General features: G+C 70.1%; 22 protein-coding genes, 1 pseudogene and 1 CRISPR repeat array. Of the genes and pseudogenes, 14 read left to right on the top strand and 9 right to left on the bottom strand.

Annotation, left to right across the window (positions count from 1 at the left end; genetic code table 11):
• Positions 1–83: 83 nt before the first annotated feature.
• Positions 84–4,292 (bottom strand): LamG-like jellyroll fold domain-containing protein, encoded by a 4,209-nt coding sequence (locus tag DFJ69_RS29520; protein ID WP_147312467.1) that lies wholly within the window; start codon positions 4,290–4,292, stop codon positions 84–86.
• Positions 4,293–5,299: 1,007 nt separating this feature from the next.
• Here DFJ69_RS29520 and DFJ69_RS29515 point away from each other — a divergent pair.
• The 3 genes from DFJ69_RS29515 to DFJ69_RS29510 all read left to right on the top strand — a co-directional run bounded on the left by DFJ69_RS29515 (position 5,300) and on the right by DFJ69_RS29510 (position 6,127).
• On the top strand, positions 5,300–5,497 hold the full coding sequence (locus DFJ69_RS29515) for a leucine zipper domain-containing protein (RefSeq protein ID WP_170177837.1): 198 nt from the start codon (positions 5,300–5,302) through the stop codon (positions 5,495–5,497).
• Positions 5,498–5,615: 118 nt separating this feature from the next.
• Positions 5,616–5,780, top strand: a complete 165-nt coding sequence (locus DFJ69_RS34600) for a hypothetical protein (protein WP_170177836.1) — start codon at positions 5,616–5,618, stop codon at positions 5,778–5,780.
• A gap of 155 nt (positions 5,781–5,935) precedes the next feature.
• A complete protein-coding gene (locus DFJ69_RS29510) occupies positions 5,936–6,127 on the top strand; it encodes a DDE-type integrase/transposase/recombinase (RefSeq protein ID WP_170177835.1) in 192 nt (63 codons plus the stop codon).
• 554 nt (positions 6,128–6,681) lie between these two features.
• On the opposite strand, the gene DFJ69_RS35820 is transcribed toward DFJ69_RS29510, so the two are convergent.
• Entirely contained in the window at positions 6,682–6,957 is a 276-nt protein-coding gene (locus tag DFJ69_RS35820; protein ID WP_245974629.1) for a hypothetical protein, read from the bottom strand.
• Positions 6,958–7,170: 213 nt separating this feature from the next.
• A CRISPR array of direct repeats spans positions 7,171–8,541; the repeat unit is 29 nt; unit sequence GTTCTCCCCGCGCAGGCGGGGGTGGTCCG.
• 543 nt (positions 8,542–9,084) lie between these two features.
• Between DFJ69_RS35820 and DFJ69_RS29500 the strand changes: the two genes are divergently transcribed.
• The 4 genes from DFJ69_RS29500 to DFJ69_RS29485 all read left to right on the top strand — a co-directional run bounded on the left by DFJ69_RS29500 (position 9,085) and on the right by DFJ69_RS29485 (position 11,727).
• On the top strand, positions 9,085–9,555 hold the full coding sequence (locus tag DFJ69_RS29500) for an ATP phosphoribosyltransferase regulatory subunit (RefSeq protein ID WP_211328839.1): 471 nt from the start codon (positions 9,085–9,087) through the stop codon (positions 9,553–9,555).
• 178 nt (positions 9,556–9,733) lie between these two features.
• Positions 9,734–9,922: a hypothetical protein gene (locus DFJ69_RS29495; protein ID WP_116025612.1), complete on the top strand. Its 189-nt coding sequence runs from the start codon at positions 9,734–9,736 to the stop codon at positions 9,920–9,922.
• Positions 9,923–10,321: 399 nt separating this feature from the next.
• The gene (locus DFJ69_RS29490; RefSeq protein WP_116025611.1) at positions 10,322–11,437 is read left to right on the top strand and encodes an NAD(P)/FAD-dependent oxidoreductase; all 1,116 of its coding nucleotides are present in this window, start codon (positions 10,322–10,324) and stop codon (positions 11,435–11,437) included.
• Positions 11,438–11,520: 83 nt separating this feature from the next.
• A complete protein-coding gene (locus DFJ69_RS29485; protein WP_116025610.1) occupies positions 11,521–11,727 on the top strand; it encodes a hypothetical protein in 207 nt (68 codons plus the stop codon).
• A gap of 57 nt (positions 11,728–11,784) precedes the next feature.
• Here the strand turns inward: DFJ69_RS29485 and DFJ69_RS29480 are convergent, their stop codons facing one another.
• Positions 11,785–12,039: a hypothetical protein gene (locus DFJ69_RS29480; RefSeq protein ID WP_116025609.1), complete on the bottom strand. Its 255-nt coding sequence runs from the start codon at positions 12,037–12,039 to the stop codon at positions 11,785–11,787.
• A gap of 1,263 nt (positions 12,040–13,302) precedes the next feature.
• Between DFJ69_RS29480 and DFJ69_RS29475 the strand changes: the two genes are divergently transcribed.
• The 3 genes from DFJ69_RS29475 to DFJ69_RS29465 all read left to right on the top strand — a co-directional run bounded on the left by DFJ69_RS29475 (position 13,303) and on the right by DFJ69_RS29465 (position 16,038).
• Entirely contained in the window at positions 13,303–13,809 is a 507-nt protein-coding gene (locus DFJ69_RS29475; RefSeq protein WP_170177834.1) for an RNA polymerase sigma factor, read from the top strand.
• The gene (locus DFJ69_RS29470; RefSeq protein WP_147312466.1) at positions 13,806–14,567 is read left to right on the top strand and encodes a hypothetical protein; all 762 of its coding nucleotides are present in this window, start codon (positions 13,806–13,808) and stop codon (positions 14,565–14,567) included. The genes DFJ69_RS29475 and DFJ69_RS29470 overlap by 4 nt, the downstream gene beginning before the upstream one ends.
• 217 nt (positions 14,568–14,784) lie before the next feature.
• On the top strand, positions 14,785–16,038 hold the full coding sequence (locus tag DFJ69_RS29465) for an NsdA family TPR-like regulatory protein (RefSeq protein ID WP_147312465.1): 1,254 nt from the start codon (positions 14,785–14,787) through the stop codon (positions 16,036–16,038).
• Positions 16,039–16,329: 291 nt separating this feature from the next.
• Here the strand turns inward: DFJ69_RS29465 and DFJ69_RS29460 are convergent, their stop codons facing one another.
• Positions 16,330–16,545: a hypothetical protein gene (locus DFJ69_RS29460; RefSeq protein WP_116025605.1), complete on the bottom strand. Its 216-nt coding sequence runs from the start codon at positions 16,543–16,545 to the stop codon at positions 16,330–16,332.
• A gap of 117 nt (positions 16,546–16,662) precedes the next feature.
• Here DFJ69_RS29460 and DFJ69_RS34595 point away from each other — a divergent pair, with 117 nt between their 5' ends.
• Entirely contained in the window at positions 16,663–16,917 is a 255-nt protein-coding gene (locus DFJ69_RS34595; protein WP_170177483.1) for a hypothetical protein, read from the top strand.
• Here DFJ69_RS34595 and DFJ69_RS29455 read toward each other — a convergent pair.
• Complete coding sequence (locus DFJ69_RS29455) at positions 16,801–17,226, bottom strand: NUDIX domain-containing protein (RefSeq protein ID WP_425453394.1); 426 nt, start codon at positions 17,224–17,226, stop codon at positions 16,801–16,803. The genes DFJ69_RS34595 and DFJ69_RS29455 overlap by 117 nt on opposite strands.
• Between DFJ69_RS29455 and DFJ69_RS36550 the strand changes: the two are divergent.
• Positions 17,123–17,479, top strand: a pseudogene (locus tag DFJ69_RS36550) (Tn3 family transposase); the annotation flags it as partial. The gene DFJ69_RS29455 and the pseudogene DFJ69_RS36550 sit on opposite strands and share 104 nt — an antisense overlap.
• Positions 17,480–17,697: 218 nt before the next feature.
• On the opposite strand, the gene DFJ69_RS29445 reads toward DFJ69_RS36550, so the two are convergent.
• Positions 17,698–18,354, bottom strand: a complete 657-nt coding sequence (locus DFJ69_RS29445) for a hypothetical protein (RefSeq protein WP_147312464.1) — start codon at positions 18,352–18,354, stop codon at positions 17,698–17,700.
• 431 nt (positions 18,355–18,785) lie between these two features.
• Between DFJ69_RS29445 and DFJ69_RS29440 the strand changes: the two genes are divergently transcribed.
• A complete protein-coding gene (locus DFJ69_RS29440) occupies positions 18,786–19,490 on the top strand; it encodes a hypothetical protein (protein ID WP_147312463.1) in 705 nt (234 codons plus the stop codon).
• 87 nt (positions 19,491–19,577) lie between these two features.
• Here the strand turns inward: DFJ69_RS29440 and DFJ69_RS29435 are convergent, their stop codons facing one another.
• The 3 genes from DFJ69_RS29435 to DFJ69_RS29430 all read right to left on the bottom strand — a co-directional run bounded on the left by DFJ69_RS29435 (position 19,578) and on the right by DFJ69_RS29430 (position 21,409).
• A complete protein-coding gene (locus DFJ69_RS29435) occupies positions 19,578–20,276 on the bottom strand; it encodes a hypothetical protein (protein WP_116025602.1) in 699 nt (232 codons plus the stop codon).
• Positions 20,277–20,390: 114 nt separating this feature from the next.
• Positions 20,391–20,519, bottom strand: coding sequence for a hypothetical protein (locus tag DFJ69_RS36265; RefSeq protein WP_281275921.1), 129 nt, complete (start codon positions 20,517–20,519; stop codon positions 20,391–20,393).
• A gap of 38 nt (positions 20,520–20,557) precedes the next feature.
• The gene (locus DFJ69_RS29430) at positions 20,558–21,409 is read right to left on the bottom strand and encodes an SDR family oxidoreductase (protein ID WP_116025601.1); all 852 of its coding nucleotides are present in this window, start codon (positions 21,407–21,409) and stop codon (positions 20,558–20,560) included.
• An 873-nt stretch (positions 21,410–22,282) separates the two neighbouring features.
• On the opposite strand from DFJ69_RS29430, the gene DFJ69_RS29420 reads away from it, so the two are divergent.
• Positions 22,283–23,923: a serine/threonine-protein kinase gene (locus DFJ69_RS29420; protein WP_116025599.1), complete on the top strand. Its 1,641-nt coding sequence runs from the start codon at positions 22,283–22,285 to the stop codon at positions 23,921–23,923.
• Positions 23,924–24,154 lie beyond the last annotated feature (231 nt).

Below are 24,154 nucleotides of genomic sequence, written 5' to 3'. Positions count from 1 at the left end.
AGGGGGGACGACCGAATCCGCCGGCGAACAGGCTGCGGCGACCGTGACGACTCTTCATGAGAAAGGGGGGTTCCTGTCCGCTCTTAGAACTCGTTGACGGGATCGAACCGCCAGGTCTGGCTCTGCCGCCCGTCCACACAGGTCCACTGCACGACGTCGTCGGTGGGTTGACCGGGCACGTCCATGCACTTGTTGCTGTGCTGGGCGACGACCTTGAAGCCGCCAGTCACCGGCGTCGGCCGCCAGGACTGGTTGGCGGCGCTGGCGATGCACCCCCACTGAACGATGTCGGCGCCGTCCGCGGTGGAGACGCCCGCCACGTCCACGCAGCGTCCGCCGTCCACGCCGACGATCTCTTCCACGCCCGGGGCTCGTTCGACCCGCTTCCACATCTGCGTCCGTTGACCACCGGCGCATTCGCGCTGCACGACGTTGGCGCCGCTGGCGTGGGCATCGGCGCTCGCGGTGGCGACCACGGTCAGGCATTTGCCGCTGCTCGCATTGACCACTCGGAACGCGCCCGGCGGCGAATCGGGGTAGATGAAGGGCAACTTCGGGTTGCCGTGGAAGTTGTCCACTTCGGTGCCCACCCCCGACGTGGTGGCGACGCCGAGACCGACCACCTCGTTCGCGGTCAGGGCGCCCTTGACCGCCCACACGTCGTCCACCAGCCCCGACAGGTGCCCGCCGGACGTGCCGCCGGTGAGACCCCGACCGACCTGCAACGGGCCAGATGAGGTGAACCCGGTCACCCCGGCCATGGCCGACCGGTTATCTCCCGACGGGTCCGCGGCCCCGTTCACCAACAGTGTCAGCACATCGGTGTCCGCGTTGTAGGACACCGCCAAGTGGTCGGGCATCGGGGTGCCTTCACAGCTATTGCATACCGAGTGCCACACCATCTTGCGGGCCGTGCCCGCGTCGTCGGAGGCCGCCATCTCCGCCTCCCACCGGTGAACCGTGATCCACTCCTCCTCTGGAGGATCGAAGTCAGGGTTCCAGTGGTCGTTCTTGACCCGGGAACTGCCGAGGCGGACGGTGACCGCCGACTGCTGGGCCCCGGACGCCGACCAGACCACCTGCGGCTGTTCACCTGTCGCAGACGGCGCCGCCCAGCCCGCCATCGTGAAACTCCCCGCGGTGTCCACCACCGGGCCCGTGGTCTCCGCGTACGCGCCCGTCGTGGTCTGCCCAAGGTCCAGGCACGATTTGGTCGTGACCGGGCAGTTGTCGGAAGCCACGATCTTCGCGCCGTTCTTCAGCTGCAACAGCCGCCCGGCGCCGCTGTCATCACCCGTCGTCACGTTCTGGCCGGCGGGGGCGTTCAACTTCCATCGTGCATGCACGGTCGGCCGGTACCACGAGGCGACCTCTCCCTCCGTCACCGCTCGCGTGAAGACACGCACGTCATCGAGCTCGCCGCGGAAGAAGTCGCGTTTGGTGCCGTTCCATTTCCACCGGCCGATCGAAAACGGTCCCAACTCTGCGGTAGCCCACGCAGCGGCGTCATAACCGGTGGTCTGCTGCAACTGGCCATCCACGTACAGACTGAGCTGCTTGGTCGCGGCGTTGTGCACGCCGACCAGATGCGTCCACTGGCCCAGCCGCGCCGGCTGCTTGGAATACACCTGACTGATCGAACCCTCAACGGAATCGGCGCCCACCCCGGTCATCGCCCAGTGACCGTTGTGGGAGGCGAACTCGATCCGGAACGCCCCCACGTTCGAACCGTCCTGCCCCACAACGGTGGGATACGTCCCCGAGGCCGTCGGACGAACCCACGCCGACACCGAGTAGCTCTCGGACGGATCCACCAGCGGTTCGCCGGTCTCGGCATAGCTGCCGCCGGCACCGGAGTTCAGCCGCAGCGCCTTGGAATCGATCCGCGACTGCACCGCCAACCCGTGGTCGCCGCCCACGAGGGTCGCCTGGTGGCGGTGCCCGTCCGGGCGATAGCCGCCGGCGACGGTGATCTCATCGCGCAGCGTCGTGCCGGTGGTGTCGTCCAACCGCCAATGCGCCGCCTCACCGCGTGACCGCCGCACCAGGAACCGATAGGTGCCCTCGCCACCCTGGCCGTTGGCGCTGACGGCCCGCACCCTCAACTCCCACGTCCCGCCGGCGGTCGGGGCGAACGGAATCGTGCATTTGTGCCCCGCACAGGCGCTCGACCCGATGTTCACAGGTTTTTGGCCCATCCCGCCGCTGCCGGGCGGGAAGAACTCGTACAGATACTGCGTCAGCGGCGCCGTGGCTCCCGGCGAGGGTCCCGGCTCGAAGGTGAATCGACCGGTCCGACCGACGCCGTCATGCCAGTTGCCGTCATCGGGATAGTCGCTCGACGAGATCTTCGGTGGTGCCGGTTTGGTGTTGTCATACACGAACCAGCACGGATGCCCGGGTGTCGCGTTCGGATCATTCAGGCCGCCCGGGTCGAGGTACTGACTCCAAAAGCCCGTCGACACCCAATCGGACGGATTGCCGGTCTCCCGCCCCGGGTCGAAATCATGCCCACGCACCATCCACCGGATCGGGGTGAACTTCGGCAACTCCACCCCGTTGACCGTGCCCCCGAGGCTCTTGGTGAAATGCGCGCCCGACTTGTCGGCGCCGGAATGGAGCAACCCGTTGCTGTGGTCGCCGATCTGCCAGCCCGCATTGTTGCCGTACCTGTCGCCCCAGCCGACCAGATACTCCGCCGCCACCATATCGTCGGTCTGCGGGTCCCAGATCTGCGCCTGCATCTTCGGCCACTCGGTGAGATAGAGCGGATTCTCCTTCGGGCGGCATTCGTGCGCACCGTCCGTGGTGATGGTCCGCACCGCACGCGGCGGATCGGGCGGCAGGTTGAACAACACCCGCAACGACGCGTCGTTGTCGAACCGCTTCCAACCCGTCACCGAACCCTCGTCGACGGCCTTCATCCCCAGCCAGATCGTGTCACCGGCCGCGTGCGAGACGTTCTCCACCTCGTCCCGCAACGCCTCGGAACTCAGCGTCAACGTCGTATCGGCGCATTTGAGCTTGTCATTTCCGAAAGCGTTGCTGTCGGTCAGCAGCTTGCGGAACCAGAAATTGCCCGCCCCGAACGAGTTCTGGGCGTCCCACGACGTGGATCCGCTCACGCCATTCGTCCGCCACACCGTCATCTCACTCGCCGTGCAGTTGTAGGCGTGCGTCTCAGTCGGTTTGAACTCCGCAGCCCGGACATTCCATCCATCGGTATAGTCCGGCAGCACGAACTTGTAGAACAACCGCTTGGTGACCCGCCCGCCGCAGTCATCCATGTGCTCGTCGGCGTCATCGCATAGGCCCATGCCCTCATCGGTCCACGACGCCGAGGTGTGCTCCGTGCCCACCATCACCGCCGCGGACTCCCCCGGCGTCTTCCACTGCGGATCCACGTACACCGGGAAACGCGTGTCCGACCCCTTCAACAGCGCCGCATCCGGCCGCAACGTCAAAGACCCCGCTTCGGGCACCGCCTGCACCGCGGCGACCTTGGAGCCGTCCGCCGGCGCCGCCGACAGATCCGCCGCCACCGGGGCCGGATCGGACGCCGATGACCGCGGCGCGACCGCCCCCGCCGGCGCCGTCCCCGGGGAATCCCACATGATCGGCTTGTCGGCCCGGAACACCACCCCACCCGACCCCGCGTCCACCGCGGTCAAGCCCCCGCCCGAAGCCGACTGCACCTTCAACCCGCCGGCCCCCAGACCCAGCGTCAACGCCGCCAGCCGAGAATCGGCCGCCGCCTCGGCGGTCTTCACCCTGATCACATGCGAGAACCCCGACGGCGTCGCCCGCAGCACCAGATCCACATCCGGACCCAACACCCCCCGATACTCCGCCTTGTCACCCTCCACCACCGGCGCCGGCAGGCGGCCGTGCGGCCAGGTCAACGCCAACTCACGCCCCGCCCGCGACATCCGCACGAAGGGCCCGTCCCCGCCCCCGGAGAACCACAACGTCGACACCGCGGCACCCGGCGCGAACGAACCGTCCGCCTGCCTGCGCAACGCCAGATCCAACGGCGTCCACTTCCCGTCCCGCAGCGTCCGCACCGGCTCGCTGTGCGCGACGAACTCCACCGCGCCGTTCGGCTGCGCCGTGACGTCCTGCTGCGCCCCCGTCAACGACGACACCGCCACCGGCCCACCCGACCGCCGTGCCTCCTCCACCGCGTCCCGCACGCTCACCGCAGACCCCGGCGTGGTCTCCTCCGCCACCGCCGGAACCGCCGCCGCCACCCACGGCACCTGCAGCAACCCCGCAATCAGCACCCCGGACACCACCACGGCACCCGTACGTCGGCGACCTCCCCCGAACAGGACTGCGCGGGGGGAAGACACCAAAAAGCCGCAGCGGCTACGCGATGACACGTAAAACCTCACAGAAGGTAAAGCGGGAGCAAAGCCCGCTAAAGCTAGCGCCAGTGATCACCGCGCGGAAGAGGTGAAGTTTCCAAGATCAATGTGATTCACATCACGCGGTGCAGGCGTCCGCTCCCGCCACCAGAAAGGCGTCTCTGAGCAGGCCAAGTACGGGGTCACGCAGACCTCGGACGGACGACTGCGTCCGAGCCCATCATGAGGTCGGCGCCACACGGTCACAGGCACCTCAGCCGACCGGGCAGGCCCGATACGCGGGTTGGTCGAGACCAGTGGCCGGCGCCGCGGGCCACGGACGGTTCCGCCCGACCGGTCGGGCCCAGCGTGCAAGCCGAGACGCGCGGCGGCGCCACGACCCGGGCCCACCCCGCCCTCGGCCGTGGGCCGTTCCCAGCGTTCGAGCGCATCATCGTGGCGCGCCTGGCGGCGGGACCCCGACGAACGCATCACCGCGAGAGGAACTCGCCGACATGTTCCCGGTGAGCCACCCATCCGGCTTGCCTGCATCGTGATGACGTTCGGCCCGCCCCCGTCCAGCGCGCAAATCCCCTCAGCGCGGGAATCCAAGGCCGCTGTACCTGCGGCGCTTCCTCGACCAGCCTGACACCAGACCGACGAAACGACATGACGACTTCGGCGACGCCGCAACGCCGCCGCCCAGGCCCGTCGTGGGGGTTGGTCCTGGCGTAACGCCCTCGCCCGAGCCCACGCCGACTTCGCTGAACTCGCCGCGACCACCTGACCCGTCCGAGCAGGTCCGCACTGGTTGCAGATGTGGGTGTGGCCCCGTCGCCGTAGCGCGGCCAGGGTTTCGGGCCCACCATGGGATGGTGAGCGACGCGGCCCGGCCCCGTCATCGGAGGGAATTCGGCCGGAACGCTCCGGCACGGACCGGGCGAGGCGAGGCGATGGCCCGCTATGAGTTGCTGGCGCCGCATCTGCACGACGGCGTATCGCTGGCGCAGGTGGCCGCCGCGCAGGCCGACGACGGCGTCACCTACCGGACGATGCAGCGCTGGCTGGCGGACTGTAGGAGGGAGGGCCTGGACGGCCTGGCCCGCCGCGGCCGCAGCGACAAGGGCTGCGCCGATTGCCCGAGGAGTTGATCGCCTTCATCGAGGGACTCGCGCTCAAACCGGCCCGGCACAGCGTGGCCACGATCCACAGGCAGGCCGCCGGCCTCGCCGCCACCAAGAACTGGCCGGTACCCGGCTATTGGACGGTGTGGCGGATCACGCGCTGGAGAAGGCCCTGGTCACCCTCGGCAGGGAGCGGACGAAGCGGTACCGGGAGAACTTCGACCGGGTATACCGGCGGGAAGCCTCCGAACCGAACGAGATCTGGCAGGCGGACCACACGGAGTTGGACATCTGGGTGATCGACGATTAGGGCAAACCGGCCCGGCCCTGGATGACGGTCATCGAAGATGACCACTCCCGCGCGATCGCCGGGTACGCGGTCAACCTCGAAGCGCCCTCCGCGCTCACCACCGCGCTGGCGTTCCGGCACGCGATCTGGCGCAAGAGCGAACCCGGCTGGCACGCGTGCGGCATCTCCCCTCGGCCTTCCATCTCGACCACGGCTCGGACTTCACCTCCGATCATCTGGCCCAGGTGATGGCCGACCCGAAGGTCCGGCCCATCTACTCCAGAAAGGGCGAGCCCCGCAGCCACGGCACGATCGAACGGCTGAGGGAAACCTTCAACCAGATGTGCCTAACCCAACTGCCCGGATAGGCCCCCCGCGGCACACCCACCGCGCCGCCCAGGCCCAATTGAGCCTCGCCGAGATTGACGCCGCGATCTGCCGGTTCATCCACCAGGTCTACAACCTGCGCCGGCACAGCGAGACCAAGACCGCACCGCAGCCCGATGGGAGCCCGGCGCGTTCATCCCGCGCATGCCCGACAGCCTCGAACAACTTGACCTGTTACTCCTCACCGTCGCCAAACCCCGCAAGATCCGCACCGACGGCATCCAATTCCTCTCGATGGGCCGCTGCCTCGACCCGGTCCTGGCCTTCTACACCCGCGAAGAGGCCACCATCCGCTACGACCCCGGGACATCACCGAGATCCACGTCTACCTACGCCACCCCGACGGCAGCGAGGAGTTCCTGTGCCGGGCGGTCTCCAACGAGCTGTCCGGACAGACCGTCGGCCTCAAAGAGATCACCGCCGCCCGCAACGCCCGACGCATACGGCTGCGCGGCCATCTGAACAGCCGCTCCGCCGTCGTCGACCGTCTCTTGGCCGCGCAGGGGCGGGGCTGTCCGCGGAGGTGAAGTCGTCGTCACCCTCGGGCGGGGTCGCGCTCTCCCAGTTGGCGAGGCCCGGTTCGGTGAGGGAGGCGGGCAGGGGCTCGCAGAGAGTCATGTGCCGCACTCGTCGGAGGAGGCGAGGATCGTCGGTGAGGTGGATCAGGTGCAGGTCCTGCGGGGAGATCTTGCCCGCTGGTCAGCATGGAGTCCTTGATCCACGCCATCAGGCGGCCCCAGAAGTCGGAGCCGACGAGGACGATCGGGAGCGGGGTGATCTCCTTCGTCTGGACGAGCGTGATGGCGTCCAAGCGCCCGTCCAGGGCGCCGAAGCCGCCGGCAGGACCCTAAAGGCCTGCGAGTACCTCACGAACACGGTCTTGCGGACGAGGCCAACCGAAGCCCCATGCCACCGACAAATGTCGCCCACACGCCGTACGCTCGGCCCATGAGAGATCCCAGCATCAACCCCGACAGGTGGTCTCGAAACGATAACGCCACCACATAGGCGCAGGTCGCGAAGTGTTCTCCCCGCGCAGGCGGGGGTGGGCCGCCGTCCAGTTCCAGATCAGGGTGGAGGAGCACGTTCTCCCCGCGCAGGCGGGGGTGGGCCGAACGAGCCCGGCTGCTGTTGCGCACGGTAGTAGTTCTCCCCGCGCAGGCGGGGGTGGGCCGGGCGCCTACGCCTACGCCGAGATGAGGGACGGGTTCTCCCCGCGCAGGCGGGGGTGGTCCGGCGGATCTCGACGTGCCGCCGGGGATGGCGGTGTTCTCCCCGCGCAGGCGGGGGTGGTCCGTTAGCCAGGTCAGGGGGGTTAGCCGGGTTAGCGTTCTCCCCGCGCAGGCGGGGGTGGTCCGCCCCTGACGGGTGACCTGTCGCTGGGCCCGGTGTTCTCCCCGCGCAGGCGGGGGTGGTCCGGGCAGGGACGGAGAGCGGTACTGCGGGGACTGGTTCTCCCCGCGCAGGCGGGGGTGGTCCGTGGCCGATCGTCGGGATGGCGTTCGTCGCCGGGTTCTCCCCGCGCAGGCGGGGGTGGTCCTCACCCCGCCGGTGCCCAGCCGCCGTGCGGTCTGTTCTCCCCGCGCAGGCGGGGGTGGTCCGGGCAGGGACGGAGAGCGGTACTGCGGGGACTGGTTCTCCCCGCGCAGGCGGGGGTGGTCCGTGGCCGATCGTCGGGATGGCGTTCGTCGCCGGGTTCTCCCCGCGCAGGCGGGGGTGGTCCGTGCTCCGCCAGGCGGACCTGCTCCAGGAACGAGTTCTCCCCGCGCAGGCGGGGGTGGTCCGGCGCTCTCCAGCTTCTCCAGGCGGCGCGCGGTGTTCTCCCCGCGCAGGCGGGGGTGGTCCGCAGCGGGACGCTGAGAAGCGGGATCGCGAGGCGTTCTCCCCGCGCAGGCGGGGGTGGTCCGGCGCCGCCGCCGGTGACGGTCACGGGCCCGGAGTTCTCCCCGCGCAGGCGGGGGTGGTCCGTGCGAGGAGCGATGGCAGCGGGCCCGAGGGCCGTTCTCCCCGCGCAGGCGGGGGTGGTCCGGCATGGGATGCAGCCACCCGACAAGCTGGGCTGTTCTCCCCGCGCAGGCGGGGGTGGTCCGGCGTCCCGCGCCTTGACCTTCTTGTCGCTGGCGTTCTCCCCGCGCAGGCGGGGGTGGTCCGGTGATCAACGCCTTGGGAGAGGATTGGGAGATGTTTTCCCCGCGCAGGCGGGGGTGGTCCGGGCGCTGGTTCTCTGGGACCGCGGCGAACCTCGTTCTCCCCGCGCAGGCGGGGGTGGTCCGTCCACCTTGACCTCGATATCCGTCACAGTGTCGTTCTCCCCGCGCAGGCGGGGGTGGTCCGGGCATTTCCTTCGGCTCTGGTGCGAGCTACAAGTTCTCCCCGCGCAGGCGGGGGTGGTCCGCCGTACGAGTGCCAGAGGTCGCCGAAGGCCGTCGACGATGAACCTCGACTCTGGCTCGGCCTGCCCCCTGTCGCCACCGTCTTCAACTCCGCTCATCGCCGGAGGGCGTGCCGTGCGAGTCGAGACAAGATCCGGTGATGCTCGACTCCCGTGGCAGATCGTTCGGGGCTGTCGAGTCCCCGCCGCCTTGGCGGCAGGCCCCGATGTCTGCGGCGTCATGCTCGGGCTTCGCGCCTCGACATGGCGGGTTGCCGATGGGGCTCGTGTCGCGGCTCCGGATGCGGGGCGAGTCGCGACGGCGGGGTGTGCTGAACGGCATAGGTGGTCGTGAGGCCACGGCGTAGCGGCCCAGTCGCACAGCCTCAGAACCTCGGTGAAGGTCCCGCCTACCTCTTGCGGGGATGGCGTTGGGGGCGGCAACCCGCTGTCAGGAGCCGCGTCTTATGGCCTGTCTGCGCGGAGCGCGCTTTGCTCGATGTTCCCTCCGTTACGTTGTGAACATCCAGATCGAAGTCTCTTCCCGCTCGTGAAGGAGCGACAGCAATGGCGTCCCAGCAGTTCGAGCCGCCCTCGGGAACCCGCGACTTCCTCGCCGGGGACCTACGGCAACGGGAACGGGTGTTCGCGGCGGCCCGCGAGGTGTTCGAGCGCTACGGGTTCGAGCCGTTGCAGACTCCGGCATTCGAACGGTTGGAGACGTTGACCGGGAAATACGGGGATGAAGGCGACAAGCTCATCTTCAAGATCCTGCGTCGTGGCGAGCGCGAGGCCACCGGAGAGGCCGACCTGGCGCTCCGTTACGACCTGACCGTGCCGTTGGCGCGCGTGGTCGCCAACCACGGCAGCCGGCTCCCGACGCCGTACAAGCGGTATGCCATCGGGCCGGTGTGGAGGGCCGACCGACCGGGCCGCGGGCGGTTCCGCGAGTTCACGTTACTGGCGGGCTCCGACGGAAACCAGAGTCCGCATGTGGACAGCGGATTCTGGCCGTACCGAGAAATACCGGGACCGTAAGAGTGACATGGCGCCAGGGGCAGAGCTATTCCGAGAAGTCTGTGATACTGCCGCTTATCCCATCGCCCGTGGCACTGATCACGTCACCCCTGTAAATCATCTGAAACATCACGGTCAGCAGTACAGGAAGTGTCCCCCAGGCGGGGCGGGCCCCGAGCACCGTCCGGCGCCGGCATCCGTGCCTTGGACATGGTGGTTCCGATCTCCCCGCCGCCGCCCGGCCGCCCCCGCGCTCGACCTGCTCTCCCGCATCAAGGGCATCGAACACGCCGATGGGACATGGCCGGGGAGCGACCTCGTCTGCGTGGTCGAGGAGTGGCTCGCCGAGAACGGCGTCGACGTCGGTGAGGTGTACTCCCGCGGCTGAAGCTCAGAAGGGTTCGTGCGTCGTCGGCGGCTCGGCGGGCCGCGGCGATGTCGTGATCGGCCGGGGCGGCCGTGATCGGTGTCGAGGGGCGGATCTCCGTCGGCGGAACGGCCGAGGCGTCGACTACAGTGGATCTTCTTCACCGCCGACGGAACGCGAACCGATGACGGCGCACTCCCCCGGTCGATCCTCCACCGACGAGTTCATGTCCTCCCACGGCCGAATACGGGCGGAGCTCGGGCGCAACGGCGTCGATGACGCCATCGCGCCGCGAGGGCCGATCATCGATCCGCGTCCGAGCCGGCGGCTCGGGCGCCCCGAACGGCGCCGGCCCGAACACCTACCCCGCTCACGCGGCGGCGTCGGGCAGGAATCGTCCGTCGCGGCACGGCGGTGTCGATGACGCACGTGCTGATCATCGGAGCCGGCATCATCGGCGCGGCCCTGGCCGAGCGGCTCGCGGCCACCGATCACGTCACCGTCGTCGACGAGGGCCCGCCCGGCGACGGAACGACCGGCACCAGCCTGGCATGGATCAACGCCAACAAGACGCCCGATCCCGACTATTTCAGGTTCCGTGTCCAGGCCATGCGGGCGTGGGCCGAAACGGCGGCCCGGATGGGGCATCCCCCGTGGTACGTCCCGACAGGCGATCTCGCCTGGGCGCGGACCCCCACGGCACGCTCGGAACTGTCCACGCGGGTCCGGCACCTCAAAGAACGCGGCTACGCCGCCGACCTCCTGACCGCCGACGAGGCCCGCGCCATCGAGCCGCACCTCGCGATTCCCGCCGACGCGCTCGTCGCCCACTTTCCCGACGAGCGCCACGTCCACGGAGCCCGGGCGGCGCGGGACTTCATCGCACGCGCCCGCCGCGCCAAAGCCCATATGGTCACCGGGCGCGTCGAGTCCCTCGACATCCATGCCGGACGCGTTCGCGGAGCCCGACTCGCCGACGGAGCCATCTCCGCCGACATCACGGTCTGCGCGGCCGGTTGGCGAACGCCCGAACTGCTGGCCACCGCCGATGCCGTCGCGCCGATCCAAGACCCCCACCGCCCGGGGGCGCCCGCCGTCTGCCTCGTCGCGACCACCACCCCGGCCCCCGGCGCGCTCCGAGGGCTCGTCCACGGCACCGACCTGTACGCCCGCCCCACGGCGGACGGGGGTCTGCTCCTGGAGGCCGGCGACATCGACGCGGCCGTGGACCTCGACACCCCCCGGTCGGTGTTGGACTCCTGGGCCGATGACCTGATGGCACGGGCCCGCGCCATCCTGCCGTCCGCCCTCGACCACTCCCGCGTCGCCGCGGTCCGACGCTGCATCCGCCCTCTGCCCGACGACGGACTGCCCGTGGTCGGCTGGGTCCTGCCCGGCCTCTACACGGCGGTCACCCACAGCGGGATCACCCTGGCCCCCCACCTCGCCGCGCTCATCGCCGAAGAACTCACCTCGCCGACACCCGCCGCGCCGCTGGAGCCGTATCGCCCGCACCGCCCCGGCTCCCCCACATGAACCCGCCCCCCCCGATCCCCACCGGCCGATGGCACGCCCGGCGCCGATGTCCGCAAACGCGACCACGTCGAAGGGAAAACGTCATGTTCAGGCTGCTGTTGGGGCCGTTCGTCATCGTCGTGGTCGTGACCGATGCCTGGCTCTTCATGGTCACCGTCGGCGTCATCCGCGGTGAATGGCTACCGGCCCTGCCGACCATCGATTTCCCCTCGGCCGTCCTGGTCAGCGTGCTGATGTCCGTCTGGCTCGCCGCGTTGACCGGCTCCACCACAGCCATGAGAAGGCGATGACCAGGCCCGGCGCCGACACCATGACGCTCCGGACATCACCGGCCGACCATGGCCGGGTCATTGGCTCGCCTCACCGGGCAGGGACGCGCTGATGCCGGTCAACCGCCGGACGACGCCCTCGTAGTAGCGTTGCATCGCCGCGACGTCGGCCACACCCACCGCCCCGGCGATCTCCTCCCAACCGCGGCCGCCGTCAAGGGCCCGCTCGATGACCCGGCGAGCGTGGGCATCGGCGTCGCGCTGCAGTTCGCGGATCTGCATCAGCTCCTTCTCCACGGTGTCGACGTACACGTCATCGTCGTAGATGCTCATCCGAGCACCTCCTTCCCCGAAGAGGCTCCGACAGCGCACCGGGACTTGTCGACGGAATTTCCACCGACGCGCGTCGGTTCGCGGCATCGGGCGGTCGGCCCGAGCACCCCGGACAGAGCTCGAACCGCCAGCCCCGGACCCTCGCTGATCGTCACCGAGGGGCGGGCACACGGCCCTGACCGACGCCATCGACCTGCACCGGTTGGCCGGCGCGCGCGACGTCCCGCCGCAGACGTTCAGGCCGCTCCCCGAAGACCCACCTAATCAGCCGAACTCCGCCACTTCCCCGATCGGCCGTGGCCCGTCGCCGATCCGGAGCGCCTTCGTCTCGGCACCGAGCCTGGTCACGCTCGCCGCAGGTCCCACCGAGCGTCGCCGAGGGTGAAGACACCGCCCGCGCCTGCACGCCACGGCCCCGCGGCGGGCCTCCCCCGCTGTGCCGCACGTGGCCGCCACCGTCGTCGGCGTCCTGGTCGGCGCACACGTCACCCCGCCTTCGACGCCCTCACCGTAGGCACCCAATGACAGGCGCGCGAGCGGGTGCAGCCAACCCGGCCCTTTTCGTTCCCTTCCCCACGCGCCGCCGTCCTCGAAGGGCCGTCGGTGCTGGTGGGTCGGTTCCCCTAGGTCCCCTGCGCAGCGGGGCGGCGTGGGGTGCGGCGGCGTCCGTGGTGGGTCTACGTGGAGACGTGGCGAAGGTGCCGGTCTCTCCATGCCTTCGAGCTCTAGGCCACCCGCGCACCCGCGTCCTCGACGATCACATGCTCGCCGTCGGCGGCGACGTCCGGTCCCCCGACACCTTCCGCCTCCAAGTGTTTCATCGCGCCCGGCGGCGATGGCATCGCCGAGTTCGAGCGGGTGCTGAAGGCATGGTCGGCCGCGTCGGGCGCGTTGCGCGAGCTGCCGCCGCCGGCCGAGCGTCCGCAGGATGAGCGCCCGGACGGGTTGAGAAAGTTCCGTCTCTCCTTCCCGTTGATCTTGTCGTGGGGCTCTTACGGGTGATGGCCCTTTGTGGCTTGTCACGGTGCCGTGAGCCGGGCATCGGGCCGGGGCCGGGACGGGAGTGCGGGATGGAGTGGGTGGGGTTGCTCACCGCGGGAGTATCGCTGCTGGCAGCGGTGATGCCGATCGTGGAGGCCCGGCTGCGGCGGCGCGGTCACCGGCCGGCCGCCGATGAGTAGGGGCGGGTATGCCGATCCGCCCGAAAGGCCGGTCCCGGCCGGTGGAGGCGACGGCGTCCCCGGCGCCGGCAGGATGGCGGCGATGCGGCAGGACTTCCTGGACTTCTTCGACGCCGAGTACGCCTTGGTGGTCCGGTTCATGATGCGCATGGGCGCGGACCTGGCCGACGCCGAGGACGCGATGCAGCACGTGGCCGAGCAGGGCTGGCGCATGGTCGTCAGTGGGCGGTGGGACCAGATCGCCCACCCGCGGGCATGGGCCCGCCGGGTGGCCCGCAACCATCACCTCGCGCAGTGCCGCAAACGCGACGGCACCGGCCTTCGACCCGATGTCGACACGCCTGAGCCCGGTCCCGGGCATGCCGAGCTGATCGGCCAGGCCCGCGACCTGGTCGCGCTCCTGCAACGCCTTAACGTCGACTGCCGCGCGGTCATCGCCTTCACCCTGGACGCCATCCCCGACCACGACATCGCCGCCGCCCTGGAGACGACGCCACAGCAGGTCAGGGACCTGCGCAAGAAGGCGCGCAGGCAACTCGCACGACACCTGGCCACAGCGACGCACAGCGAAGGAGGGAACCGACAGTGACCACACCCCGCCCCATGCCGGACGACCCCGCGGACCGGGCGCTGGAAGTCTTCCTGACCACCGCCGACGCCGAACTGCTGGACCACGTCCACGCCCACATCAACCCGACCCGGGCCCTCAACGCCCTCTTCGACCTCACCCAGGACACCGCCCCCGAGCCCCCCCGAGGCCACCGGCCGCCTCCACACGCGGTCGCCGCGTCCGTACGGCACATCCGCGCCCGCATCCACACCCTCCACGTCGGCATTGCCCTCAACCGCGTCATCGAGGGCATCGACCGCGCCGATGAGGGCTACCTCCACCTCAACCCCGACCTCGCCCGCGACCTCGACCACGCTGTCGACCAAGCCCTCGACGTCCCTTTCCGCGACCTCGGTCTCGACCTCGTCACCGGCCTTGTCCGCGCCTTCGACCGCGCTCGCGACCTCGCCCGCGACCTCGCCCGCGCCCGCGACCTCGACGTTGAGTTCGGCCTCGAATTCGGCCTCGGCCTCGACCGCGCCCGCGAACTCGTCCTCGACCTCGACCGCCTCCTGTACGGGGACACGGTCGGAACGCTCGATGTCTCAGGGGCGGACCTGTCGGATCTGGAATTGACACACGAGAACCTTCGTGCGCTGGCGGACGTGGTGTGGGACGAGAACACCCGCTGGCCCAGAGCGCTGAGGCAACGGATCACCTCCAGCTCCGAAGAGATCGCGGAAGGGGTCTACCGAGTGCGCAGCGGCAACGAACACGACCGCGTACACGACCACTGAACCGGACGAACGCCATCGCGTGTACCTGGTGACACGAGCCTTGTCGACAACCCGACACCGGCCATGGTGACCTGCTTGCCGCTGACGGTGAGGGTCTTGATCTCCACGAACGCCGTGGTGATCTGGGGGGTGAGCGGGCGGCGGGGGGCACGGCGCCTCGTTTCCTGGAGGGGCGGGTGGGTGCTGAGAGGGTCAGCGGTCGGTGAGTTCGCGGGCGGTGACGCGAATCTCTCAGGACGGCCTCGCCGAGCGGCTGGGCGCGCACATGCGCGCCGAGTTGGGGATCAACCGGGCGCCCTCGAGAAATTTGGTAGGGATGTGGGAACGGGGCGAGGCCCGCCCCGGTCTGGACTATCGGCGAGGGTTGACCTCGCTGACGGGTTTGTCGGAGGTCGACCTCGGTCTGGCCGCCGCCCCGGCGGCCGAGCGCGAGCGCATGGACAGGGAGAGCGAGGAGAGCGAAACGAAACGCCGAGACCTCCTGCTGGCGGCGGCCAGTGGCGCCGGGGCGGCGCTGCTCGGCCTTCCCCTCGCCGACCAGCCGGCGAACCAGGACGCAGCGCGGACGGTGGAGGACCTGCACCGGCAGGCGGACCTGCACCGGGGCCGGCTGTACGAGTACGGGGCGTCTCCGCAGCTGCAACGCGGGATCGTCGCCCTGATCGACCGTGCCGGCGGCCTCGTCCGCCAGGCCCGCGACCACCGCACCCGCACGCGGCTGCTGGCGGCGCTCGCCGACATCTCCGGGATCGCCGCCTACGCGTGCCGTGACCTCGGCTGGCACACCATCGCCGAGCGGCACTACCTCGTCGGTGTCCACGCCGCGCAGGCGGCCGACGACCACGCCCTCGTCGGGCACCTCATCGTCCGCATGGCCGGGCATCAGGTGGAGCTCCGCCGGCCCGCGCAGATCCTCGCGCACCTGGACGCCGCCCGCGACGTCGGAGTGTTCACCGCCCGACAGATCAGCAACCAATACACGATCTCGGCGTGGGCGCACGCCATGACCGGCGACCACCAGGCGGTGCGCCGCCTCATCGGCGCAGCCGAAGAATCCTTCACCGAGTCCTCGTCCGGCGGCGGTCAGGCGTCATGGCAGTCCCGGCACGTCCTGGAATCGGAGCTGTACTCCCTCACCGGCGCTGCCTCCGCCACCCTCGCCGACACCACACCAGCGGCGGCGGGCGAGGCGATCGAGCGGTTGACCCGCGCGACCACCCTGCGGAGCGGCGGCTACTCCCGCAACGGGATCCTGGACCAGATCTCGCTGGCCGAGGCGTACCTGGCCGCCCGCGAGCTGAAGCCCGCCGTGTCGGCCGCCCGCAACGCACACGAGGCCAGCGCCAACGCCACATCACACATGGTCGCGACCCGCCTCAACTCCCTGGCGGCCAAGCTCGTGCCTCACCGCCGGGACGCCGACACCGCCGACATCCTCCACCAGATGACCCGTAGGAAGGCGATCACGTGAACGGTCCCGGGCCCGCTGGAACACGGGGTGCCTCCGGCTCGCGGGGTTCGGAGATCCGGAGGCTACCGGGGGCCTGGGACGTGGGCGGGGTGTTCAGGTGGCGAGGCCGTGCAGGGATGTGAGGCCGGTGGCGGCGGCGAACGCGTGCAGCGCCCGGTTCAGGTCCGGGTCCGTCCACTGGGCCCCGTGGGCTCGGGTGGCGTCCAGGTAGGCGCGGCGGATCCATCGGGGCGGGCGGGGCAGCCCGATCTCGGCGGCCAGGTGGGCGAGTGACCAGGTCGGGCAGGCCGGTCAGGGCGGGGCGGAGCGTTTCGGCGTCGATGATCCGCAGATCCCCGGCTTCGGTGCGGTGGGCGTGGCGGCCTTCAGGTCCAGGTGCCCGAGGGAGACGTGGTGGCGGCCGTGCGCGCCGGCCACGAGTTCGAGCGTGGTCCGCCAGGCGCAGCCGTCGCGGATCCAGCCGGGCACCGTGCCGGCGAGGAGGGTGTCGATGCGCCAAGCCGTCATCGTGTCGGCGATGGGGGGCAGGCCAGAGGGCCGGGGCGGCGCGGACAGGTCGACCGTGCCGGGGAGGACGGCGTCCGCCGCGCACGGCTCCTAGGCCCCAACCAAGCCGCCGCCCTCATGGAGATCCGCCGCACGGACTTCAACCACGTCATGGCGGCCGGGTGGGTCCGCCCGGCCGACTGGACCGAATGGAAGATCAGCAGAACCGTGAAGGTCGACGTGCCGCTGTACCGGCTCGGCGACATCGAAGACGCCCTATACGAGCTGCCGCGCATCGTGCCGAGGCTGGACTGGGGCGAGGTCCGCGGCGCCCGACCGGGCGAACCCTCGCCGCTGCTCAAGCACACCCGGCACCCGGGCCGGCGCACATGAACACCGGCCCGGAGCGGGAGTGGCGGCACCCCGCCGGAGGTGTACCGCGTCAACGACGCCTACGACGCGGTACGCCGAGTTGCCGGGCTCGGCATTCACCGGTTCCCCGCTCCAGCGAGTGGCGGCGAAGAACACCCCGATGCGGGCCTGGCCGTCAGCGTCTGCGTGATGGCACAGGTGCGCGAACGTGAGGTCGGCGGGGTCGATGGTGATGCCGAGTTCCTCGCGGGCCTCGCGAGCCGCGCCGGCGGGCAGGGACTCGCCTTCGTCGAGGCATCCGCCGGGTACCGACCACCAGCCGTGGGTCACCCAGGTCACCAACCGCAACGAAGCCTCCCACGGCTTCGCCGACTGGTTGATGTTCGGCGGCAGGCTCATCGGCCACAACGACCCCGACCACCAGGAGAAGGTGGTGAAGTCCAACGAGCTGATCGCCGACTGCATCGTCTATTCCACCGCCTGCGACATCACCGACGCCGCCAACGCCATCGCCGCCGAAGGCCACCCCGTCGACACCGACGACCTGGCCACCATCTCTCCCTACATCACCCACACCATCCGCCGTTTCGGCAACTGGACCCTCAACCTCAACCCGCCCGCCCAGGACCCCACCACCCGGCTGGACCTGGAACCCCGCGTGCTGTTCGCGCCGAGCGGCCCCCCTCACCGGCCGCATCGCCGCCTCCCCTGCTTTTCAGATGGGTGCGGCTCTTCTTCAGGGGGTTGCGCTGCGCTGGTTGGACGGCTCGTCGGGAACAGGATGCACCCGCCTGGGAACGGCTATCCGGGAGGCGCCTGCGGTATGGGGCCGTCGCGAGTGAGGCCGGCCTGGTGGGCCAGTTGGAGCGCCGCGTCGATGTCCAGGTCCCAGCGGTCACCCAGCCAGGCGAAGCTCGCGGCCGACAGTTCACGCTCCCGTGCCTGCTGGATCATCTCCTCCAGTGCACCTCCCAGAGCGCGCTCAATGGTGGCGTCCAGGTCCTCCTCTGCCTCGTCGTAGTCGTCGGCGTCCTCGTCGAGGGTCTCCCCCAGCCGGTACCCCAGCAGGACATCGGTCGCACCCTGGACGAGAACGTCCAGGGCGACGGCACGCCCGACCGTCGAGGCGATCCCGTCATCGCGCACTTCCGCCGGGTAGGCGACACGGTCCCAGCGGCCGTCGTACCAGTACACGAACCCCAGCTCAAGCCCGCGTTGCAGGGAATCCAGCATGGCCAGGGGAAGCCACTCCGGAGCCCCGGCCAACAGGTCCAGCGGCGGTTTCAGCAAACGAGTCCCGCTCATCTCGTGGTCACAACCGTGCAGGACGGCCCGCCCTCCCTCGATCAACCTGAGAGTCCACACGTTGCCACCGCCATCGTCATGAGTGGCACCGCGGGCCTGAACGGAAAAGGACGAGGAGCCGTCGTAGGGGATCGCCCGCTCCAGCGCGGCCATCGCGGCCACTCTCACCCACAATTCCCACGGGGTCGGCAACTCCTCGGGGCTTCCTGGACTTCGCATCGTCACCTGCCTGGTGGGTGAAAACATCGAAGTCGGTTGGACTGACCGGCCGTGCTCTGGGTTCCCAACGGTCCGAACGACGCGGGCCGCCCGACAAGTACGCTCCCGGCCCGCACTTCGAGGGCGACCGGCCCCGGCTCAGCGCAAGCCCCCTCCCCGCAACCGAGTCACCCCGAGCCGAATCTGAAGCGCACATGGGGATGTCTAGAACCGCGATATGAGAGCATGGTCCGGTTTTCGCTCCCGGGCCGCGGTCACCGATGGCCGCCCGTTGGTGTCCCGGGCCGGCATTGATCGAGGTCTGCATGCGCCATCGTTGGACGCGACCGGCGGGACGGCTTTGCGCCGGCTCGGCCGTGCTCGGCATGGTCCTGGCTCTGGGATCCTGCGGCGGCGACGGGACGGCGGCACCGCCGCCCGCGCCGATGACCAGGACCGCCGCGCCCACCCCCGCAGACAACGGGGTCGCGGCCGAGTCCGCGGAGCAGATCCTGAAGGACGCCGTCGCCGCCCTGCAGCGTCAGCGATCGTTCCGGCTCCTGGGGGCGTTGCGGGATGGCGGCGACATGACGCGCATGGACCTGCGGATCGGCGACCGGGATCTCCAAGGACGGATGACCCTGGCCCTCAAGGGGAAGTCCGTGCCGGTCGACGTGGCCGTCCATGGCCGGGACTTCTACCTGCGCGGGCGTGCGATCTTCGAGCAGGTGGGCGGCGTGGAGGCGGCGAAGCTCTTCGGTGACCGCTGGCTGAAGAACCCGCCCAACACCGAGAACGCCGCCTTCGTCGGCCTGTTCACACCCGAGGCCCTCGCCAAGGATCTGGAGAGGATGTCCGCGAAGGCCACCAAGGGGCCGCGCACGCTCCTCAACGGCCGAGGTGTCATCGGCGTCGCCGACTCCGACACGGTGGTGTACGTGGCCACGACCGGCGATCCCCTGCCCCTCAGGTTCTCCACCCGAGGCGAGCCGCTCGACGGAGAGGGCTTCAACCTCACCGAGTTCGGTGTGCCGTTCACCGTCACCCCGCCCGCCGACGCGATCGACATCACCAAAATCCGCCGCTCCTGACACCACCCGGCGGGACGGGTGGGCCGATGCCGGACCGCCGGCGATCGGCCCGGCCGTCCGGTGTGCGCCGCTCGCTGGTCGCCCTGCTCAGAAGTTCGCGGTGGCCGCACGGAAGAAAGCGGGCGTGAGGCGCTCGTCGATGATCTTCTTGAATGCGGGCGTGTTCCTGTCGGCGTTCTCGAAATCGATGTAACTGAACCCCACGTCGAGGCTCTCGATCATCACCGGTCCACGACGGCAGACGGTGAATCGGGGACTGCTCCCGGACGCCACCCAGGCGAAGCACTCTGCGGCCCCGAATACCTTGGCGTCGACCTCGGTGACCACGTTCCTTTGGCCGTACTCGCTCTTGGTGCGAGCGAAATGCCCGGCGACCGACTTTGGGTCACCGACCGCTGCGATATCGATCCGGATCCCGCCGGAGCCTTCGTAGCCGCTCTTATAGTCACCGTTCTGCGGCAAGGTGAACGAGTACTTGCACGCGCCATTGGGAGCGAGTCCGGCACCCGCCTTACCACCGAAGGCCTCGTCGGGGGGGATCTTGACCCACTCCGGCGTCCGCTGGATCCTCTTCGCCTGCGGCAGAAGCCCCGTGATCTCGGCGTCACTGATGAGCGCACAGGCATCCGGCCAATTCCTGGGATTGACGACACCGCCTGAAGGTATGGTGACGGCGGTCTTCTCGGTCCCGGGCCCGGCCTCTCGGATGATGACGGCCTCGCCGCACGCCGCCAGCGCCGCGCATGCCATCGCCACGACACCCGTCCGGATCCACCGCCTGGTCATCGTTTCCCATCCCTACCCATGGCGGCCTGATCGACTGTGAGGAAGATTCGGTCCAGGTCGGTCATGACGCGCCACCTTCTTTGTCGGGTCGAGCGAGCCGTTCGCCGGATTGTCTCAGCCAGGGGTGTGGAGAAGGGCATGCATGGCGCCGGAGAGCGTCTGGTAGAGCAGTTCGCCCTGCCCGTAGGCCTTCTCGGCGCAGACGGCCGCAGACGGCCGGTGCTCGCGCAGCGCCTGGCGCATCAGGTTTGGGCGGTTCGCCCGACTGGTGGTGCACTCGGTCAGAGGGCTCGGGCGAATGCCGCGCCCGGAGTGGCGGTCACGGCCTCGCGGAGCGCCTGGAGCATCGGAAGGGGGTGAACTCTGTGAAGGGTGTGGTGCGTGCGGAGTCGACGACGTAGGACTCGCCGGTGATCGCCGCCATCAGTGCCGCGCCGAGTCGGCTGCTGGACAGCGGGAGGCGGGCTACGGTGCGAGGTCGTAGGCCCAGGGACCTGGCAATGGCGCGCATGAAGTCTTCGTGGGATGCGGCAGCGTCCAGTGATCGTCCGGCCGGTTCGTCTCGAGTGCCTGCGGCGATCAGGCATCGCGACGTGGTCGAGCAGCGCAACTCGGTTGCGCCGCCAGGGCCCAAGGGCAGGAGTGGGGCGCGTCGCACCAGCCGCAGGTAGGGCCGTATGCCCCGAGATCCCAGACCGATGACCACGCCCGCGCGCAGCGCGGTCACGCCGGGGATTCCCGCCATCAGAATTTGTTCTACGGCGAGCCGGTTGCGCTGGTAGACGGGGACGTGGTGCCGGAGGCGGGGCGAGGGTCGTGAAGAACACACCGCGCGGGAGCCCAGTCGTTCGGGCGGCGCGGACGAACTGGGTCGCGGCCCGGATGTCGCGGTCATCGGTGCTGCCGACGCCGGCGTCGAGGGAGTGGACGAAGTAGAACGCGACGTCCACACCGTCCAGGGCCTGTTCGAGGCCGTCACCGGTGGTGAGGTCGCCCCGTACTACCTCGTCGAGGTCGGCGGGGGCCCGCTGGAGGTCACGGACCAGCCCGCGCACGGCGTGCCCTTCGCGTGACACGTGCCAGGCGACGTTGCGCCCGTTGTATCCGCTTGCGCCTACGATCAACGCCTTCATATCGGTGACTCCTGGTGCTCGGAGAGGGCTAAGCGGGCTGGGGCTCGTTCCATAGGAATGCGAGAAGCAGACGTGCCGGCTCCCGTGGCTGGTCTTCGGGAAAGCGAGGCGTAGGAGGCGGTGATCGTGGCCGGCCGAGCCTGCGGAAGGGTGCGGGCGAGGCGCGCCGCGCCGTCCCGGGGGAACACTCGGTCTTCGGCCGGGGAGATGACCGGCGAGGGGCGGTCGAAGTCGGCTGGCCTCGGCGAGACGCGCTCGAGGTACCGGGGTGGCAGGGCGCGTAGGGACCGGTGGAAGTCGCGACGCACCGCGGGGTCCGACCAGATCGGCCCCAGGTACGATGCCATGATCACCTTGGGTAGGGGGCGTTTCGTTGCGAACCCGTAGGTGAACGGCAGACGCTGCACGCGTCGGCTGCCCGTCAGAACGCGCTGCGCCCAACCCGAGCCTGGCGGCCGGGTCAGCCACACCAGTGCTCGTGTCGTCAGGGATCGGAGTCGAACGCGTTGGGCGCGGTCAGCATTAGCCGGTCGACGCGGGCGGGGAATTCGGTGGCGACCACCTGGGCGATGTCGCCGCCGTAGGCGTTGCCGACCAGGATGGTCCGGTCCAGGCTCAGTGCGTAGCACCTGCACCACGATGTGAGCGAGGCCGGGCAGGGTCAGGTCCGCGTCCGGCATCGCCGGTGAGTGCGAGCCCAGAGGCCCGTCCGGTGCGATGCACCGTGCCCGGCCGAAACCGTGGGAACGGGTGTGGCATGACGAGCCCGAAGCGCGAGCCCGTCTCTGGGCCGAGTAGGGCGGCGCGACCCGCTGGGAGTCCCTGTAGGCGTCGAGTTTCCCGGCGGCGTCGTCGTGTCGCACACTGGCGGACGTGGCGCGATGGGAGATCTCGGGTTTTCAGGAGATCAGGGAATTGGGGCGCGGTGGGCAGGGCAGGGTGGTGCTGGCCCGACACCGCCGCAGCGGCGCCCCGGTGGCGGTGAAGTATCTGCCGCCGGGCGCAGAACCGCAGGAGCGGGCGCGGTTGCTGCGTGAGGCGCGGATGCTCGCCCGGGTCCGCAGCCCGCACGTCACCCGCCTGTACCGGCTGGTGGAGAGCGCGGAAGGCGTCGCCCTGGTGATGGAGGCGGTGGACGGCGCGTCGCTGCGGGACGTGCTGGCCGAGCACGGGGCGCTGCCTGCGGAGGCGGCGTTGGCGGTGCTGAAGGGCTCGCTGCTCGGGCTGGCCGCCGCGCACGCCGTGGGCGTCGTGCACCGCGACTACAAGCCCGCCAACGTCGTCGTCCCGGCGGACGGGCGCAGCAGGCTCATCGACTTCGGCATCGCCACCGAGACAGGCGCCGCCTCGGCGGCGGGCACGCCGTCCTATATGGCGCCCGAGCAGTGGGAGCGGCATCCGGCGACCCCGGCGGCCGACGTGTACGCGGCTACCTGCGTGTTCTACGAGTGCGTGACCGGCCGCCGCCCCTACGAAGGCGACCGGGCGGCGGTGATGCGCGGTCATCTGTTGGAGCCGGTGGCGTTGGAGCCGGTGCCCGGGCCGCTGCGGGCGCTGGTGGCGCGCGGCATGGCCAAGGAGCCCGCCGCGCGCCCGGCGGGCGCGGCCGAGTTCGTCGGCGATCTGGAGCGCACCGCGCGGGCGGCGTACGGCGCCGGGTGGGAGGCTCGGGGCGTGCGGGCACTGGCCTCGGCGGCGGTGGCGCTGGCCTCGCTGTTCCCCCTGACGGCGGCGGGGCTGGCGGCGGCGTCCGCGGGCGGCGCGGGAATGGTCGCCGGCGGTGGCGGGGCCGCCGGGACGGGTGTGCTGGCGATGGCGGGCGGCAAGGTCGCGCTCGCGGTGGCGGTGGCGGGCACCGCGGCCGCCGTCACCACCGGGACGGTCGCCGTGACCGCGCTGTCGGGCGAGGAGCCGCCGCGGCGGCCGGCCGTCTCCGCCGCGCCGTCGACCCGGCCCGCGAACCTCACGACGGTGAGCTTCGGCAAATTCAGTCTCGCCGTGCCGAAGACCTGGAGAGTCCGAGGGGCCACCGTGACTCCCACCACGGGCGACCCCGTCGATATCGAGTACGCGGTCCGGGTACCGGGCCGGTGCACGCGCAACCCGACCGAACGCCGGGCGAGTTTCCCACCGTCGCACTACTGTCCCCGGTTCGAGGTGTTGGGCCGATACTCGCTCCGGCCGAATGATTTCTTCTACGGCGAATTCGAGTCGTTCACCCTCAACGCGCCGTACCACCTCGGCACCGACCCTAGCCACGTGTGCCCGCCCGCCCCGAATCGGTACTTCGGGATCAGAAGTGGCGGGTTGCTGAGACGGGGGTTGGCCGACGTCGGCGACCGCCGGGCCGAATACCGCGAATGGCGGATGATCTGCATCTCCGACAACCTCGAACGGTCGAGCGTCACCTTCGTGCAACGCCTGTGGTACCTGCCGCAATCCCAGATCCTCATCGTCGATGAGTGGAACACCCCCGGACTCGCCCGCATCCTGGCGGACGCGGTCTGGACATGACCGAGGCCCACGCCGACCCGCTCCCGTCGACAACGACTGACGCGTCCGGAAGATCACCTCGAGGAAAGGCGGCGGAGCGGCCGATCGCGGGCTCCGCGAGTTCGGTGGCACATGCCTCACAGGGCGGTGGCGCTGTTTCCGCTCGTCCTCGACGTAGCGGGCGCGGGCCACGCGGACCGGCTGACACCCGCCGCCGCTGCCCTACACCCCAATGGGCGCGCCGACACATCA

It is taken from the genome of Thermomonospora umbrina (assembly GCF_003386555.1).
GTDB classification, from domain to species: domain Bacteria; phylum Actinomycetota; class Actinomycetes; order Streptosporangiales; family Streptosporangiaceae; genus Thermomonospora; species Thermomonospora umbrina.
This window is presented reverse-complemented; position numbering and strand designations above follow the sequence as displayed.

Excerpts from the sequence above, each read along its gene's own strand:
- DFJ69_RS29515 (WP_170177837.1), top strand. The coding sequence starts at position 5,300 with ATGGCCCGCTATGAGTTGCTGGCGCCGCATCTGCACGACGGCGTATCG.
- DFJ69_RS29500 (WP_211328839.1), top strand. The coding sequence starts at position 9,085 with ATGGCGTCCCAGCAGTTCGAGCCGCCCTCGGGAACCCGCGACTTCCTC.
- DFJ69_RS29490 (WP_116025611.1), top strand. The coding sequence starts at position 10,322 with ATGACGCACGTGCTGATCATCGGAGCCGGCATCATCGGCGCGGCCCTG.
- DFJ69_RS29485 (WP_116025610.1), top strand. The coding sequence starts at position 11,521 with ATGTTCAGGCTGCTGTTGGGGCCGTTCGTCATCGTCGTGGTCGTGACC.
- DFJ69_RS29480 (WP_116025609.1), bottom strand. The coding sequence starts at position 12,039 with ATGAGCATCTACGACGATGACGTGTACGTCGACACCGTGGAGAAGGAG.
- DFJ69_RS29475 (WP_170177834.1), top strand. The coding sequence starts at position 13,303 with ATGCGGCAGGACTTCCTGGACTTCTTCGACGCCGAGTACGCCTTGGTG.
- DFJ69_RS29460 (WP_116025605.1), bottom strand. The coding sequence starts at position 16,545 with ATGACGGCTTGGCGCATCGACACCCTCCTCGCCGGCACGGTGCCCGGC.
- DFJ69_RS34595 (WP_170177483.1), top strand. The coding sequence starts at position 16,663 with ATGGAGATCCGCCGCACGGACTTCAACCACGTCATGGCGGCCGGGTGG.
- DFJ69_RS29445 (WP_147312464.1), bottom strand. The coding sequence starts at position 18,354 with ATGGCCGCGCTGGAGCGGGCGATCCCCTACGACGGCTCCTCGTCCTTT.
- DFJ69_RS29440 (WP_147312463.1), top strand. The coding sequence starts at position 18,786 with ATGGTCCTGGCTCTGGGATCCTGCGGCGGCGACGGGACGGCGGCACCG.
- DFJ69_RS29435 (WP_116025602.1), bottom strand. The coding sequence starts at position 20,276 with ATGACCAGGCGGTGGATCCGGACGGGTGTCGTGGCGATGGCATGCGCG.
- DFJ69_RS36265 (WP_281275921.1), bottom strand. The coding sequence starts at position 20,519 with ATGCGCCAGGCGCTGCGCGAGCACCGGCCGTCTGCGGCCGTCTGCGCC.
- DFJ69_RS29430 (WP_116025601.1), bottom strand. The coding sequence starts at position 21,409 with ATGAAGGCGTTGATCGTAGGCGCAAGCGGATACAACGGGCGCAACGTC.